The 15125-nt window shown below is 36.8% G+C and carries 16 protein-coding genes; 3 read left to right on the top strand and 13 right to left on the bottom strand.

The window, feature by feature from the left end; all coding sequences use genetic code 11:
- Positions 1-331: 331 nt before the first annotated feature.
- The 9 genes from HEQ36_RS04965 to serS all read right to left on the bottom strand — a co-directional run bounded on the left by HEQ36_RS04965 (position 332) and on the right by serS (position 6330).
- Positions 332-733 carry a PIN domain-containing protein gene (locus HEQ36_RS04965; protein ID WP_168634816.1) on the bottom strand — a complete coding sequence of 134 codons (402 nt, stop codon included), beginning with the start codon at positions 731-733 and terminating at the stop codon, positions 332-334.
- Positions 721-942, bottom strand: coding sequence for a hypothetical protein (locus HEQ36_RS04960; protein ID WP_053538623.1), 222 nt, complete (start codon positions 940-942; stop codon positions 721-723). Before HEQ36_RS04960 ends, HEQ36_RS04965 begins: the two co-directional genes overlap by 13 nt.
- Positions 943-1276: 334 nt before the next feature.
- On the bottom strand, positions 1277-1678 hold the full coding sequence (locus tag HEQ36_RS04955) for a type II toxin-antitoxin system VapC family toxin (RefSeq protein ID WP_168634815.1): 402 nt from the start codon (positions 1676-1678) through the stop codon (positions 1277-1279).
- A complete protein-coding gene (locus tag HEQ36_RS04950) occupies positions 1679-1906 on the bottom strand; it encodes an antitoxin (protein WP_168634814.1) in 228 nt (75 codons plus the stop codon).
- Between the two features lie 276 nt (positions 1907-2182).
- Positions 2183-2404 (bottom strand): type II toxin-antitoxin system HicB family antitoxin, encoded by a 222-nt coding sequence (locus HEQ36_RS04945; protein WP_148759970.1) that lies wholly within the window; start codon positions 2402-2404, stop codon positions 2183-2185.
- Between the two features lie 240 nt (positions 2405-2644).
- Positions 2645-2812 (bottom strand): hypothetical protein, encoded by a 168-nt coding sequence (locus tag HEQ36_RS04940; protein WP_168466228.1) that lies wholly within the window; start codon positions 2810-2812, stop codon positions 2645-2647.
- Between the two features lie 3 nt (positions 2813-2815).
- Positions 2816-3289 (bottom strand): type II toxin-antitoxin system VapC family toxin, encoded by a 474-nt coding sequence (locus tag HEQ36_RS04935; protein WP_168634813.1) that lies wholly within the window; start codon positions 3287-3289, stop codon positions 2816-2818.
- Positions 3290-3987: 698 nt separating this feature from the next.
- Positions 3988-4905 (bottom strand): hypothetical protein, encoded by a 918-nt coding sequence (locus tag HEQ36_RS04930; RefSeq protein ID WP_053538626.1) that lies wholly within the window; start codon positions 4903-4905, stop codon positions 3988-3990.
- 144 nt (positions 4906-5049) lie between these two features.
- Entirely contained in the window at positions 5050-6330 is a 1281-nt protein-coding gene (gene serS, locus HEQ36_RS04925; RefSeq protein WP_053538627.1) for a serine--tRNA ligase, read from the bottom strand.
- 219 nt (positions 6331-6549) lie between these two features.
- On the opposite strand from serS, the gene HEQ36_RS04920 reads away from it, so the two are divergent.
- The gene (locus HEQ36_RS04920) at positions 6550-7134 is read left to right on the top strand and encodes a Uma2 family endonuclease (RefSeq protein WP_053538628.1); all 585 of its coding nucleotides are present in this window, start codon (positions 6550-6552) and stop codon (positions 7132-7134) included.
- 20 nt (positions 7135-7154) lie between these two features.
- On the opposite strand, the gene HEQ36_RS04915 is transcribed toward HEQ36_RS04920, so the two are convergent.
- Positions 7155-7727 carry a DUF3611 family protein gene (locus HEQ36_RS04915; protein ID WP_053538629.1) on the bottom strand — a complete coding sequence of 191 codons (573 nt, stop codon included), beginning with the start codon at positions 7725-7727 and terminating at the stop codon, positions 7155-7157.
- Positions 7728-7848: 121 nt separating this feature from the next.
- Here HEQ36_RS04915 and HEQ36_RS04910 point away from each other — a divergent pair, with 121 nt between their 5' ends.
- Positions 7849-8382, top strand: a complete 534-nt coding sequence (locus HEQ36_RS04910) for a cofactor assembly of complex C subunit B (protein ID WP_053538630.1) — start codon at positions 7849-7851, stop codon at positions 8380-8382.
- A 429-nt stretch (positions 8383-8811) separates the two neighbouring features.
- Here the strand turns inward: HEQ36_RS04910 and HEQ36_RS04905 are convergent, their stop codons facing one another.
- Entirely contained in the window at positions 8812-9135 is a 324-nt protein-coding gene (locus HEQ36_RS04905; protein ID WP_053541224.1) for a DUF3155 domain-containing protein, read from the bottom strand.
- 367 nt (positions 9136-9502) lie between these two features.
- Between HEQ36_RS04905 and HEQ36_RS04900 the strand changes: the two genes are divergently transcribed.
- Entirely contained in the window at positions 9503-10858 is a 1356-nt protein-coding gene (locus tag HEQ36_RS04900) for a sensor histidine kinase KdpD (protein WP_168634812.1), read from the top strand.
- Positions 10859-11352: 494 nt separating this feature from the next.
- On the opposite strand, the gene HEQ36_RS04895 is transcribed toward HEQ36_RS04900, so the two are convergent.
- Together HEQ36_RS04895 and murD are read right to left on the bottom strand one after the other, a co-directional pair.
- Positions 11353-12036 carry a conjugal transfer protein TrbI gene (locus HEQ36_RS04895; RefSeq protein WP_168634811.1) on the bottom strand — a complete coding sequence of 228 codons (684 nt, stop codon included), beginning with the start codon at positions 12034-12036 and terminating at the stop codon, positions 11353-11355.
- Between the two features lie 1653 nt (positions 12037-13689).
- On the bottom strand, positions 13690-15093 hold the full coding sequence (murD, locus tag HEQ36_RS04890) for a UDP-N-acetylmuramoyl-L-alanine--D-glutamate ligase (protein ID WP_168634810.1): 1404 nt from the start codon (positions 15091-15093) through the stop codon (positions 13690-13692).
- Positions 15094-15125: the final 32 nt, after the last annotated feature.

Raw genomic sequence — 15125 nt, 5'->3', positions numbered from 1 at the left:
CTTGCCATAACGACAATTTTCAACGCCAACCTACTTAGTGTTTTCATAGTTCACTTAATTAGTAAATGATCATGTTAATTATACCAAATTTGTCTGATAGCGTAGAGTGGTGCAACCCATATCAGGATGTCCACGATTTGAGGATGTACAGGATGATTTTTTAATATTAATCTACATCTTCAGCAATTGCACTAATTCAAATATCCCACAATATCAAACTCAAATATAATCCTGTTAATCCTTTAATCCTGGTTATCCTGATTCTGACAGTTAAATTTCAATAAAAAACGGTGCGTTATATTTCATTAACGCACACTATAAGATGAGCGAACTATTTCATCAAATAATTATTGAGTTCAGGATATTGAGAAAAGAAACCATCAATACTGGCTAATTTTGCTTGATATTCTAATGTAGTAGCAATAATTAAACGGTCAAATGGATCTTTGTGAACAGGAGATAAATTCACAGCACGACAAGCAATTTCCGGAGTCAAGGGAAATAATGTAATACCTGCTGGTGCTAATGCTTCCTGAAACCATTGATTAGTAGCACAAGGTAATTCTAGTCTTCTTCGTTGTTGTGCAAGTGCTATTTTATAACAGGAGATAACACAAATACTTACCTCGTCAGCCGTTTCAATAAATTCTCTCCAGTGAGTAGGAAATTTATCAAATTGTTGATTAATAAACCAGAACCAAATATGAGTATCAAGAATTATTATTTGAGACATTCCCACTCTTCTTCATTCACAATAGGACTAACAATATCACCCAATGTTTTACCTTTACCAGCAATAGAAGCAGGAGGAGTACGGCGTTTTTTTGATGGTAAGTTTTCTTGTAGTATAGTGATAATCACACGAGCAGAATTAACTTGAGGTTGTTCTGACAACCATGTTAATTGGCCATTTTCATAAATTGCTTCGTAACTTTTTAGCATAATAATTTGATGATGAATGATGGTTATATTTTATTATAGTTTAAACAATCGCATTTTGTCAGAATCAGGATGTCCAGGATTTGAGGATGTACAGGATGTTTTTTTAATATTGGTCTACATTTTCAGAAATTGCATTTTGTCTGAATCAGGATGTCCAGGGTTTGAGGATGTACAGGATAATTTTCTAATATTAATCTACATCTTCAGAAATTGCACTAATTCCAATATTCCACAATATCAATATCAAATATAATCCTGTTAATCCTTTAATCCTGGTTATCCTGATTCTGACAGTTAAATATTAATAGAAAACGGTGCGTTACATTTCATTAACTTACTCTGCCCAATTTTCTAACGAGAGTTTAGGAATGCGAGAAAATTCGCGGATATTGTTAGTAACGAGAGTAACACCTAAGCTCATTGCATGAGCAGCAATTAACATATCCATTGGTCCAATTACAAGCCCTTTTCTTTCTAAATCACTTCTAATACATCCATAAATTACTGCTGCATTTTGACTAAATTCAATAATTTCTAAAGGAAGTAAAAACTGCATGAGGGCATTTTTATTTTTCTCTTGTTGCTGACTTTTATAAACTCCATATTCTAATTCAGCAACGGTAATGGAAGAAATGCCAATATCAGAAATTGACAAGGTTTGAAATCGTGCTATAACTTTTTCTGGTTTTTGCCTAATCAGATAAATACAGATATTAGTATCGAGAAGATATTGCATTTAAAACTCCTCTCTTTTATCAATAGGAAGTTGATCTCTAGTGGTCATAAAATCATCAGAAAATTGATCTAAACTATTAATTAGAGTTTGCCAAGGATTATCTTTACTAATAAGAATAATGGCATTACCAATTTTTTTAACATAGACTTCAGTACCTGTCATTTTAAAATCTGTTGGTAATATTACCATTTGATGAGTACCGTCACTGCTAAGTTTGGCTGTATTCATGATTATTTCCTCTAATTCATGTTAGTTGTTTATGCTTTAATTGTAGCTAAAAATTGTCTGAATCAGGATGTACAGGATGTTTTTTTAATATTTATCTACATTTTCAGAAGTTGCATTTTGTCAGAATCAGGATGTCCAGGATTTGAGGATGTACAGGATGTTTTTTTTACATTAATCTAGATCTTCAGAAATTGCGCTAATTCAAATATCCCACAATATCAAACTCAAATACAATCCTGTTAATCCTTTAATCGGTGGAAATCCTGATTCTAAAATTTATACGCTACTTAGAGCTTTCACTTTTGCAATAGCACCTTCAATATCTGGCAATTTTTGACCATGTTTTTCGGCTGTTTCTAACCATAAGTTTCGCACAATTATCAATTCTTGTAAGGTTTCTTCTAAAGTTTCACCCTGTGCTAAACATCCTTTTAATGCTGGAATTTCTGCTACAAAACCGCCTTCTTCACAAGGATAAACAACTATGGGATAATTCATGATTACTCTCCTTCTATTAATTCTAATACTCGTTTAACATAAACTTATTTTACCCGATTATTATGAACTGGAATTACTTAGAAATTGCGCTAATTTAAATATCCCAGAATATCAATATCAAATACAATCCTGTTAATCTTTTAATCGGTGGATATCCTGATATGGCTTGCGCCACGCTATCAGACAGTTAAATATTAATAGAAAAAGGTGCATCATCTTGTATTAATGCACCATACAAAATTAGCGTGAGAGAACTACTTTCTTCAATGGAAGAGAAATAATCTTTCTTCCACTTGTTGCTTGTTGTTTTCTTAAATCAGCACAAATAGCAGCCAAATCATAATTAAATGACTTAGCTTGTTCATCTCTTATTTTGCGAATTTCTGCCAAAACTTCATCATTCCACATAAATTATTCTCCTAACATTTCATAAGGTGTACATATTGTTGGCAATTCATAACCTAAACTATCAGCAATCTGTGAGAGTTTTTTCTGAATATAGGGGTTAGCAATGTGCTTACAATTCCATGTTAACAGATAATCCAATCCATAGACGGTAGCTGTAGCAATGTGAACAGTATCATAAGCAGCACTGGGTGGTAAATTACTTTGTTTTTGGAATTCCTGTGCTAAATTTTGTACTGATTCTGTGATATCAAGTAAAGGAAAGTTATTTAAAACTTCTAGTCTTTTATTCACCATTTCTGCATCACCTTTTGCTACTTCTTGCAATACCAGTGGAGAAATGTAAATAGTAAAGGAGTTTCGCTGAGTGTCCCACCAGTCTCTTGTTAATTCTGCATTAGCAGCAACTATCAAATTTTTACTAGGTCTTGCTGTTAAATAACCAATAATACTTGTTTCTATGTATATTGTTTTGGTCATATTATTAAAGTGTGATTACTTTGCTAAATTTACTATACTGTATTCTGTTAATCCTTTTTGTCTGAATCAGGATGCACAGGATTTGAGGATTTACAGGATGTTTTTTTAATATTCATCTACATTTTCAGAAATTGCATTTTGTCTGAATCAGGATGTCCAGGATTTGAGGATGTACAGGATGTTTTTTTAATATTCATCTACATTTTCTGAAATTGCATTTTGTCTGAATCAGGATGTCCAGGATTTGAGGATGTACAGGATGTTTTTTTAATATTCATCTACATTTTCTGAAATTGCATTTTGTCTGAATCAGGATGTCCAGGATTTGAGGATTTACAGGATGTTTTTTAAAATTAATCTGCATTTTCTGAAATTGCGCTAATTCAAATATTCCATAATATCAAACTCAAATATAATCCTGTTAATCCTTTAATCCTAGATATCCTGATTCAGACAGTTAATTTTCTTGTCTGAATCAGGATGCTCAGGATTTGAGGATGTACAGGATGTTTTTTAATATTCATCTACATTTTCAGAAATTGCACTAATTCAAATATTCCACAATATCAATATCAAATATAATCCTGTTAATCCTTTAATCCTGGATATCCTGATTCAGACAGTTAAATTTTAATAAAAAACGGTGCATTACATTTCATTAACGCACCCTACCAGATGAGCGATCAAGATTAGATAATCTAGCATCTAAGCCTATCTCTAAAAGAAACACGAATTTTATCCAAAAGTTCTTCATACTCACATTTGTATCTAAGATTACGTTCGATTTGCCGCCTTGCTTGACTCGAAGAGATTCGATATAAATCTTCTTCATTGCGTATGTCTATAAGACGAATCTTTCCAAGTCTGAAGTTACCAAATACATTTAATATTTCCCGAAGCCTCATATATTCTTCTTCTTCAAAGAATATCGCACTTTCATCTAATTTTAAGAGTATTTCGTTCAACAGTTGAGAGAAATTCATAATATTATTTTCGCTTGCTCCTTTCCACAATTCCTCTCCCGCTAACCGGAGTAATTGGAGTTTTCTCCATATATTCCAATACGATTGGAGTCTAGCTGAAGGATAGCTATCTGGATGAGAAGAAGAAATATTTAACTGGTCTTGGAAATAGTTAAGTTGCTCTGCTAGAGGTAATGAACCATTGAAGATAGCTATATTTCCACCAGCATTTAAGGAGTTCGCATCAATAGATCCAGGGACATTTGGTAAAATAGAATGAATAGAATTACGATATTTATCGTTTTGTAAGTGAGTGCCTATAAGATCAACATCACCTTCAGCTTCAACATCCTCTAGATCAATACCTTGACCAGTGCTTTCCTCTGCACGAAAACGACCTTTCTTACTTTTCATGCGTCTGCCTCTAATTCCACCTTGATGCTTCGCTTTATTAGAACTTTCTGATTTGAGGCTTAACCAATATCCAACTAACAAGCCTAAAGTTGCAAATATAGCCATCCACCAAATCGTCTGATTATTAAACTTTTCACCAATAGTGCGTTGCTGAATAGCAGCGGCAATTAGGTTAAAAATGACATTAATAAAAGCACCAACGAAAAGACCGAGTATTGAGTAGATATACTGTTTTTGCATAAGCTTATGCTCAGAATAAAATTTACAGTTACTTTACTAAAGTTAGTATACTGCTAGGGTATCAACTTATAATATATTCTAAAAATATGCTTTATCAAAACCCATGTAGAGACGCACCCCAAACGCCTCTACAAAACCCCTAAATCACAAAACCTCCCTACCCAAATAAACCTGCAAAACGTCCGGTACTTTAATCGTCCCGTCAGCTTGCTGATAATTCTCCAAAATCGCCGCCATAGTCCTACCCACAGCCAAACCAGAACCATTTAAAGTATGTACAAACTGCGTTCCTTTCTTACCAGTTTCCTTAAACCGAATATCCGCCCTTCTCGCTTGAAAATCAACACAATTAGAACAACTAGAAATCTCTCGATACTTCCCAGCAGAAGGCAACCACACCTCTAAATCATAAGTTTTTGTTGCAGAAAAACCTAAATCAGCAGTACATAAATTAATCACCCGATAAGGCAATTTCAAAGCCTGTAAAATACTCTCTGCACTGACTAGCAACGTCTCCAATTCATCAAAAGAATTTTCCGGTTTTACTAACTTCACCAACTCAACTTTATTGAATTGATGTAACCGAATTAAACCCCGCATATCCCGTCCATAACTTCCCGCTTCCCGCCGAAAACATGGCGTATATGCAGTATGATAAATTGGTAATTCTTCCCCGTTGATAATGTCCCCTCGATACAAATTAGTTACCGGAACTTCTGCGGTGGGAATTAACCATAAATCATCTTCTGCACATTTAAAACTATCCTCTGCAAACTTGGGTAATTGTCCAGTTCCCGTTAAAGAATCTGTATTTACTAATAACGGTGGACTAACTTCTATATAGCCATTTTCAATATGTTTAGAAAGCATAAACTGAATTAATGCTCTTTCTAAACCTGCACCCGCACCTATCAAACTCACAAACCGAGTTTGGGCAATTTTTACCGCTCTTTCAAAGTTCAAAATTCCCAACTTTTCGCCGATTTCCCAATGGGGGACAATGTTGGGATTTTCGGGTTTATATTCATCTCCCCATGTTTTCACTTCTTGGTTATCATCTTCACTTGTACCAATGGGGGTAGAATCACTGGGAAGGTTAGGAAGTGCTAAGAGTAATTGATGAATTTGCGCTTTTAACTCTTTTTCCTGGGGTTCTAATCCGCTTAATGTGATTTTGAGGCTGTTTCCTTCATCCTTTAAAGCCAGAATTTCTGCATCTTGAGGATTAACACCAGATTTTACCTTGTGTCCCACCAGTTTACCAATTTCATTACTCCGGGCTTGGAGTTCATTGCGTTTTACTTCCAATTCCCGTTGTTGTTGACTCAAATCTAAGATAGGCTGAATCTCGTATTTACCACTACGAGTATTCAACTTTTCTTGTACTAATTGGGGATTTTCTCTAATTTGTTTAATATCCAGCATTGGTGAATTTCGTTAAGTTTTGTCAATTATACTTGATTGAGATAATTAATCGTAAGGGCTTAACAATGCTAAACCCTATATACTAATGCCACCTTTCTCATCTGCGTTTATCTGCGTTTATCTGCGTTTAATTATGATCAGTGGTAAATTTACCAAATATAGTTGATAATTAGTTCAGATACTCTTCTCCATTACCTAAGCGTTAAGGAGTTTTCAGCAATGATGACAACTCAATCAGTTATTTTAAATATCAAAAATGTAGAGTTAAGTGATGATCAATTTTATCAACTATGTCAAATCAATGAAGATTGGAAACTTGAACAAACAGCTAAAGGAGAATTAATAATTATGCCTCCAGTTGGTGCAATTAGTGGTAATAGAGAATCAGAGTTTAATGCAGATGTTGTGATTTGGAATCGTCAAACTAAACTCGGAAAAGTATTTAGTTCTTCCACTGTTTTTACTCTACCTAATGGTGGTAAACGTTCTCCTGATGTGGCTTGGATTGCTAATGAACGTTGGGATTCTTTAAGCATTCAAGAAAAAGAGAAATTTGCTAAAATTTGTCCTGATTTTGTCATAGAATTGCGTTCTCGTACAGATTCTTTGAGTCAATTACAGGAGAAAATGCAGGAGTATTTTAATAGTGGTTTACGTTTAGGTTGGTTAATTGATCCTCAAAATCAACAAGTAGAAATTTACCGTCAAAATCAGTCTGTAGAAATAGTATCATTACCGACAAGTTTATCGGGAGAAAATGTTTTACCAGGATTTATTTTAGAATTACCTGTTTTCAAAGATTAGGATACCACAACCACTGTCAATTATGGTTTATTAATCCGATTCATTAACCACAAAGATGCTAATAAACCTGCAAAATGCGCTGATACAGTATTTGTATTTGCCTGGACTATGAGCATATCTAAACCGCTAATAATCCGAGTTGGGTCAAATAATTGAGTAGTTACTGCTTGAGGAGATATAGACCTAGCTACTAGTGTACCAACGATCGCTTGCGCTCCCAATAAAGTGACTAATATTCCCCCTAAATTTATCCATAGACCTAAACGTAATACCTGCACAGTTTCCACCTTACGAGGGCGATTAGTGGGATTAGGGGATTCTAATTTCTTGCCAATTCTAGTGTAGCGATAAGCTAAGTAAATACCAGCACCCAACAGAAGTATGCCACAAATTGCTAAAAACACGCCAAAGCCCGTTCCTGGATTGTTACTGGGGCTACCTGCTTTTTGACTAAAAATGCCAAATAACAAGACAATTATTCCAGAAATTACACCTAATACCAACTGAATCCATAAACTAATCCAACCTGCTAGGCGAAATTGTTGGGCTATAGCCCGGAGGTTAGATGATGGTGTTTCGGAGTTTTGCGTCATATAAAAATTAAAACTTAAAAATTAAGAACAACTTCCGTTTGTTGTTTGTTAGCTGTTACCTATTTCCAGAATAATTGATAATGGGTTAAGTCTACTGAAAATTTCAGACGTAAAATTAGTTATGAATTCTACTGTTTCTCAATCTACGTTCCTCTTAACTTTTCTGTTATCAGTTGGATTATTTTTCTTTATACGCGCTTCGACCAAGGATCGTACAGAAATGATGCAATTGACTTCAGAACAGGATGAAAATACATTAATGGCTGCATTAAAGGAGTATTTTCGCTCTCGTGCTTATCGAGTTTCAGCGGTAGATACTGCTAAAAATCAAGTCACTTTTGAAGGATTGGTTAGCCCTAGCTGGTTTCTAGCTATATTTTTGACTATATTAGCAGCCGTAGGTTTGGGTTGTTTGGCGTTGGTTCTATCAATGCTTTTGCCCGATTTTGGCCAATTTTTTCTATTAATAATCCTGTTTTCGCCTTTAAGTGGATTATTGTACTGGAAAAAATCTGGAAGACTTGAGAAGGTGTCACTCAAGATGGAAAATATCCCAAGTGGGCAAAACTTCTCAAGTACAATCACTGTAACTGCCCATAGAGATGAACTGGCTGAGTTACAAAGGGCATTACAGCTAAAGACACTTGACACTTGATTAATTGTTGGGGGTGAAAACTAGCATTATGTAGGCTTCTGACTCAAGTTTTGAGTAAATCAGCAGTAGGGAAATCTTCCTGATGCTTGGTATGTCATGAGGAAAAATTTAAATTGGCGGACAGAGCTTGATAGTAGTCCAAATTAGTGAGAGCATAAATAAATAATTCATACTTCATTTTTTGGATGACCTTGGCTCTGTCGCTATTCTCTTTTGTATAAGCTGATAACAAACTGATTCATCTAATCTATTACAGATTAATGAGGAATTAATTATCCCATGACTTGAGAGAATGTATTTAAACTCTACTGGCAAATTCAACCAAAAAATTAAAAGAAATGGAATTTTTGAACAAACCAGTCATAATTGCCAGTTAATTATTCACAGAGTCAGAAGTCACATTTACAAGATATGATAGTCATTTGTTGTTTAGTTACTAGCCACAGCAACAGACACAGTTTGTGGTGCTGTTGGTGATTCTAAAATCCTGAGACTAGGGAACAAGAAATGATTCTCTTCTACGTATTGAGCGCCAAACAGACCTTTTTCCGCCCAGAAATATCGGTCTGTTGTATGTTCATTGCGTTTTACTAGTAGCAGCGCAGGTGGCGTGATACCTTCAGCTTGAATGAACTTTCTTGCTGCTGTCACAGGTTTATCTTCGCCACTTTCAATGCTGTACTGAGGGATATGCTCAAGTATGCGCCGTCCTTCCTGCCTACGACGACTCTTCCGCTTGCGTCTCCTTGCCAACCTATTGTCCTCCTGTTTCAAGCTATAGACTGTAGTTATGGCTACAAAATCCGTCGTCATTATATAAGTTCTATCTTAAAAGATCAATAGTTTTTAATGTTTTGATACAACTAGGGTAAAACTGTCAAAAATGAAGACTTAAAAATTAAAAAAATTGCTGACTTTTCAGCTATTGTTTCCCTACCAATCATCCATTACCAGACTAAACTAGATAGCTAGAAGCCTTAGTAACGTTATGTACTTGAATAAAATGCGAAAATTAGGTCGAAAGCTATAGGGGTAAGGCATAAGCTAAACCCCTACCAATTCCTTCTTTCCTTCTTCTTCTGACTTGGTGACTTATTCTTCCTCCTAGATTCCTGAACTCATGCTAATGTCTGCCAGTTCTGATTTTCTTGCTCTATGTCGAGAGCAAATGGCTCTGCTAACCCAAGGGATGGGAGCGGGCTTTAGCGTTGTTTATTTGACACAAGAACTAGTAGAAAAATCTACAGCAGAGGCACGACTAATTCCAGTAATGGTGTATCCAGAGACTATAGCATTAAATCCTAGTGATGAATATAGTGATGTGGGGGAAGGTCATCCTGTAAGGTTAGCTAATGTTTTAGCATTACCCAATCAGCAAATGAGATTGTTAAAACCGACTCCAATATCCTCCCATGAATCAGCGGAATCGGCAGCAACAGGAAAACAAAATTTACACGATGCACAAGATGAATACTGGCTGAGTCATAACCAAATTGTTTTACCTTTGATTCATGAAGGCGTGATGATGGGGTTATTGGTGACGGCGAGAGAAGATAGGGAATGGAATGAACGAGAGGAACGGGAAATTGAACGCATTGCTAAGACTTTAGCGATCGCTTGCATTTTAGACCAGCGCCAGTCATGGTTACAACATCAACTCCAGCAGGAACAAATTCTCCAAGAGAGACAACGGGATTTATTAGATAATCTTTTACATCAATTTCGTAACCCCTTAACTGCTATCCGCACCTTTGGGAAATTACTATTTAAGCGGATGCTCCCGGTTGATCCTAATCGGGAAGTAGCCACCAGTATAGTCCGGGAGAGCGATCGCTTACAAGAACTATTAAAACAATTTGATCAAGTAATTGATTTAAATACAGCAGATTCAGAACCTTTACCTCTACCAGAATCAAAAGTAGTTATTAACGCAAATGTCCAAAAAGCAGCTAAACCTGCGTTATTATTGCCCGGAACAGGGGAACAATTAACTAATCGTTTCTTAGTAGATTTATTAGCACCTTTATTAATATCTGCCCAAGCGATCGCTCAAGAACGAAATCTACAATTAATCACAGAAATTTCTCCTCACCTACCCCTAGCGAGGGTGAATGAAAAAGCCTTAGGAGAAGTTTTGAGTAATATCCTTGATAACGCTTTAAAATATACACCACCTGGAGGTAAAATCTTAGTACAATGTGGGCAACAAAAAGGAAATTTACAAGGTATTGCTATTAGTGATACAGGTCCAGGTATTCCTCCAGAGGACTTAGAACATCTAGGAGAAAGACATTACCGGGGTGTACAGGCAAAAACAGAAATTCCGGGAACTGGCTTAGGAATTGCCATTGCTAAACAGTTAATAGTAGAAATGCAGGGAAACATCGAGGTTTTTAGTCCAGCCATTAACTCAATTATCACATTACCAAATACCCCAGGAACTACATTTATAATTTGGTTGCAATCTGTTGGCTAAAATAGGGAATAAATAAATAGACTTAAAAATTTCAGGCGTTGCTGATAGCCTGCGTAGCGTAGCCATATTGAGGTATGCATTGGTGTCAACTTAAGCTCAAATCCCTACCACATCTCGTTCCTAGTCTCTGACTAGGAATGCAGTTGATGAGGCTCTGCCTCTAATATTATTGAAGGCAGAGCCTTCTAGAATTCATTCCCAGTCTCTGACTGGGAATGAGATGACTTGAGTTCTTTGCGGGATAGAGGTTTTACGTTAAGTTGACACCAATGTGAGGTATGAAATTCCCAAATTGAACCTTTAAAACTCAAACCTCAGTGCGTCTTCGCGCCTTTGCGTGAGACTAAAATTTATTTATATTATGAAATTCACAACTTCAAAACTATTACAGCACTTTGTGGTGTTATGAAGTACAAGAACCCCGCCCCCAAACCCTCCCCGCAAGCGAGGAGGGGACTATGATGTATTTCATTCCAGTGCATACCGCTATAAGTTTATTGACGAGTTATGACTAAATTTGAAGTCAGGGTAATATCTAAATCTTGTTCTGGTCTTAACACAAAAACATCAGCTTTTGGTTTTCGCAATAGTACACTAGCTAAAGCCCCCGCTGCTGCACCACCTACGGGTTCTAAAACTTCAATTTTCTTGTTACCAGTCACCAAAGAAATCAGAGTAGCAGCACCCGCACCAATAGCCGCATCTGTTAATATTTGTCCAGTGCTTGATCCTTTGGTAATTGTTTCTGTTTGGGTGATGGTTTTAGAGTTAGCATAAATCTGTTGTCGTTGTCCAGAGGGAAATACTAATTCCCTGGCTACAAAGCGGACACCTTGCCGGTTATTATTAGTAGGTGCCCCATTTAATCTTACTGGTTGTAATTCTCCAATAACTTCAGTATTAGCAGGAATTAAAATATTTCTGTTTTTATCAGTAACATTGTCAGCTATTTTCAGAGTTAGAGCCAATGTTTCACCCGGTTTGACGATAACCTTCTCTTTTTCGTAGGTAACAGGTAAAGTGACATTAGCGGGGATACTAATTGTCCGCGATTGATTGAGATTAAATCCTTGGGCAAAAACAGGGTTAAATGATAGCATGGGGATGGCTGTACCTGTTGTAATGGCTATAGCCATGAGTGCAGCGGTGCTAGATTGCCAATGGATAGAACGACTCATGATAGGATTGCCAATAATATGTAATATGTATGGTGACGTGGACTAGCTAGGATAGTTTCTGGACAATTGTTAAGTAGGTGGGCGTTAAAAATTGTCGTTGGGGCAAGGGAACAGGGAACAGGGAACAGGGAACAGGGAACAGGGAACAGGAAGAGAGTTTTGAGTGATTTTACTTTTCTTCACATACCTTTAAATTTTTCTGTTCACCTACTTAATTAGGGCTTGCTAAATAAAGCTAAAACCATTTATTAATAAGAGTTTCACGGATTTTCATCACAAAGAAGTGCCAGGTTTTGGCTGATTGTGTCTCAAAATAGGTGCATTTTTCTTTGTCAGATTTGGAAAATTGAGGATGTCCAGACAGTTGAAACTGTTCCCAGTTAAGAGTTATACTATGTACTTGTGAGATTTAAACTTTTGCCAAATGACAAAGAACCCAGATGTGTAGGGGTAAAGCAAGAGCTTCATTGGTGTCAACTTAACGTAAAATATCTACCCCGCAAAGAACCCAGATCATCTCATTCCCAGTCTCTGACTGGGAATGAATTCTAGAAGGCTCTGCCTTCAATGATATGAGAGGCAGAGCCTCATCAACTGCATTCCTAGTCAGAGACTAGGAACGAGATGTGGTAGGGATTTGAGCTTAAGTCGAAAAAGCGAACTGCTTGCAGCAGCGCTTCGCTATCGCACAATTATAATATGCTCTTAGTTTTATCCTAGATGCTGTTTATCAGATATATTATTCATAATGGCTGTATGATAAGTTTAAATTATAGAAAATCAATAATACTTTTGATATTTATAACTTTTAGCAATTTGCCTTTAGATTTTCTTAATAATTAATTGAGAATCTTTTCTATTTATCAACGAGGTTGCTATACTTTCAGCGATTTGCTATAATTTCAGAGAATTTCATAATTGGCTTACTATTGTCAATTTTGGATCTTTCAGAAGATGTTAGTCTCAAACCCTTTATTGACAGTAGTTTCAGAAATTAATTTCCCAGGCTAATACAAAACTTTACAAAATTAATAGCTATTCCCTCAACAATTTTAGCCATGAATTTGCTCAGAAATGATCTAATTTGAGCGATCGCAAAAATTTCCTATTGACAAATTGACAAAAAAGTGATATTCAACCTGTCAATGTTATTAATTTTAGTGATATTTAGGACTTACGCACGAGTTACGGAATAATGAACCACAGAGAACACAGAGAACACAGAGAACACAGAGAAATGAGGGTTTGAGGAATATTTTGCGTAAGTCCTGATATTAAATCAACATGAATTAAGTAGGTGAACACAATAAAACCAAACTGTGTAAAGAAATGTAAAATCGCCCAAACCCTCTTCACTCTTGCCTCTTGCCTCTTGCCTTTTGCCTTGCCATAACGACAATTTTCAACACCAACCTACTTAAAGTTTACTCAAAAATTTCCGGGTTATTTAGTCATCTTCAGATGACTTCTGCTATTAGACTGGGAATTCATTCCCAGGCGGGCTACAGGTTTTACCTTAAGTTGACACCAATGAAGCTCTTGCTTTACCCCTACACATCTGGGCTTTTTGTCATTTGGCAAAAGTTTAAATCTCACCCGTGTTTAGTATACATCAATTTGATTGATGTTGGGTTGCGCTTTGCTTAACCCAACCTACGGTACTAGATATTTTTGGCACAATTGCCGAAAGTCTTCACCCCGCATTTCAAAGTTGGGATATTGGTCAAAACTAGCGCAAGCTGGAGATAATAATACTACAGAGGCTTGATATTTTTTGGCTAATTCCGCAGATAAGGATACGGCGTTTGCCATTGTTTCAACTATGTGATAATTGCTATATCCCATCTCTTGCAGCCGTTTAGAAAATGCTGGTGCTGCGTTACCTATGAGTAAAACGGCGGCGGCTTTGGCTTGAATTTGGGCTAACCAAGTGGTATCATCCCCGGCTTTGGCTTCGCCACCAGCAATTAAAATGGCGGGACTATGGACAGATGCTAATCCTACTTCGGCTGCGTCGTAGTTGGTGGCTTTGCTATCGTTAATAAAATCAATTCCTTGCCAATTGCAAATATGTTCTAAACGGTGGGGAACGCCAGAGAATTCACGCACAGCTTGAGAAATAGCGGTAATATCTATACCTGCTAATCTAGCAGCGGCGACGGACATGAGCAGATTTTGCTGGTTATGTTCCCCTACCATTCGCAATGCAGATACCTCTACAATGGGTTGTGGTGTGGGGGTAATTTTTTCCATTACCCAGCCATTTTCTATATAAAAGCCTTTTTCGCCGATTAAGAATTTTTCACCTTTAACGGTTGTCCAATAGGCATTTGGCCAATGAGTTAATCCTAATTTGCTCAAATAAGTATCATCACCATTAAATATTTGAATTTGGGAGTTATGTAATAATTTGGCTTTGATATTATAGTAATTTTCTAATGTTTTGTGTCGGGCTAAATGATCTGGGGTGAAGGTTGTCCAAATCCCAATGCGGGGCGCTAAAGTTACGGAAGATTCGATTTGATAACTACTAAGTTCACCAATTATCCAATCAACGGAACTTTTGTCTGTATTCCCTCTTGCCTCTTGCCTCTTGCCTCTTGCCTGTATTGCTACCTCACAAGCAGCATGACCAATGTTACCACAGGCGGGGGCGTTCAATCCCGCTGTTTGGAAAATGGCAGCAGTTAAAGCGGTGGTGGTAGTTTTACCATTTGTCCCGGTGATTGCTACCCAAGGAATATCTTGCAAATATCGCCAAGCTAGTTCCATTTCGCCAATAGTTTCTATGCCTAATTCTCGCGCTTTGGCTAAAATAGGAATATCCCAAGGAACTCCGGGACTGAAAACTATTAATTTGGATATATCAGAGTTGGTGAATTCTGGTTTGTGTCCTAATTTGACGGTGATGTGTTCGCTGGCGAGTTGTTGTTGTTGTTCGAGGAGGGTTGGGGAGGTGCTACTATCGCAAAGTTCAACCTCCCAGCCTTCCTGTTTCAACAATCTTGCCGCAGCAACACCGGATTTTCCGAATCCAATAATTAACGCTTCTGGCATAGACTATGTAGCATCCCTGGTTAAGCTTCACT

The organism is Anabaena sp. 54, assembly GCF_017355725.1.
GTDB classification, from domain to species: domain Bacteria; phylum Cyanobacteriota; class Cyanobacteriia; order Cyanobacteriales; family Nostocaceae; genus Dolichospermum; species Dolichospermum heterosporum.
The sequence above is the reverse complement of the archived record's forward strand: the minus strand, read 5'-3'. Positions and strand labels throughout refer to the sequence as shown.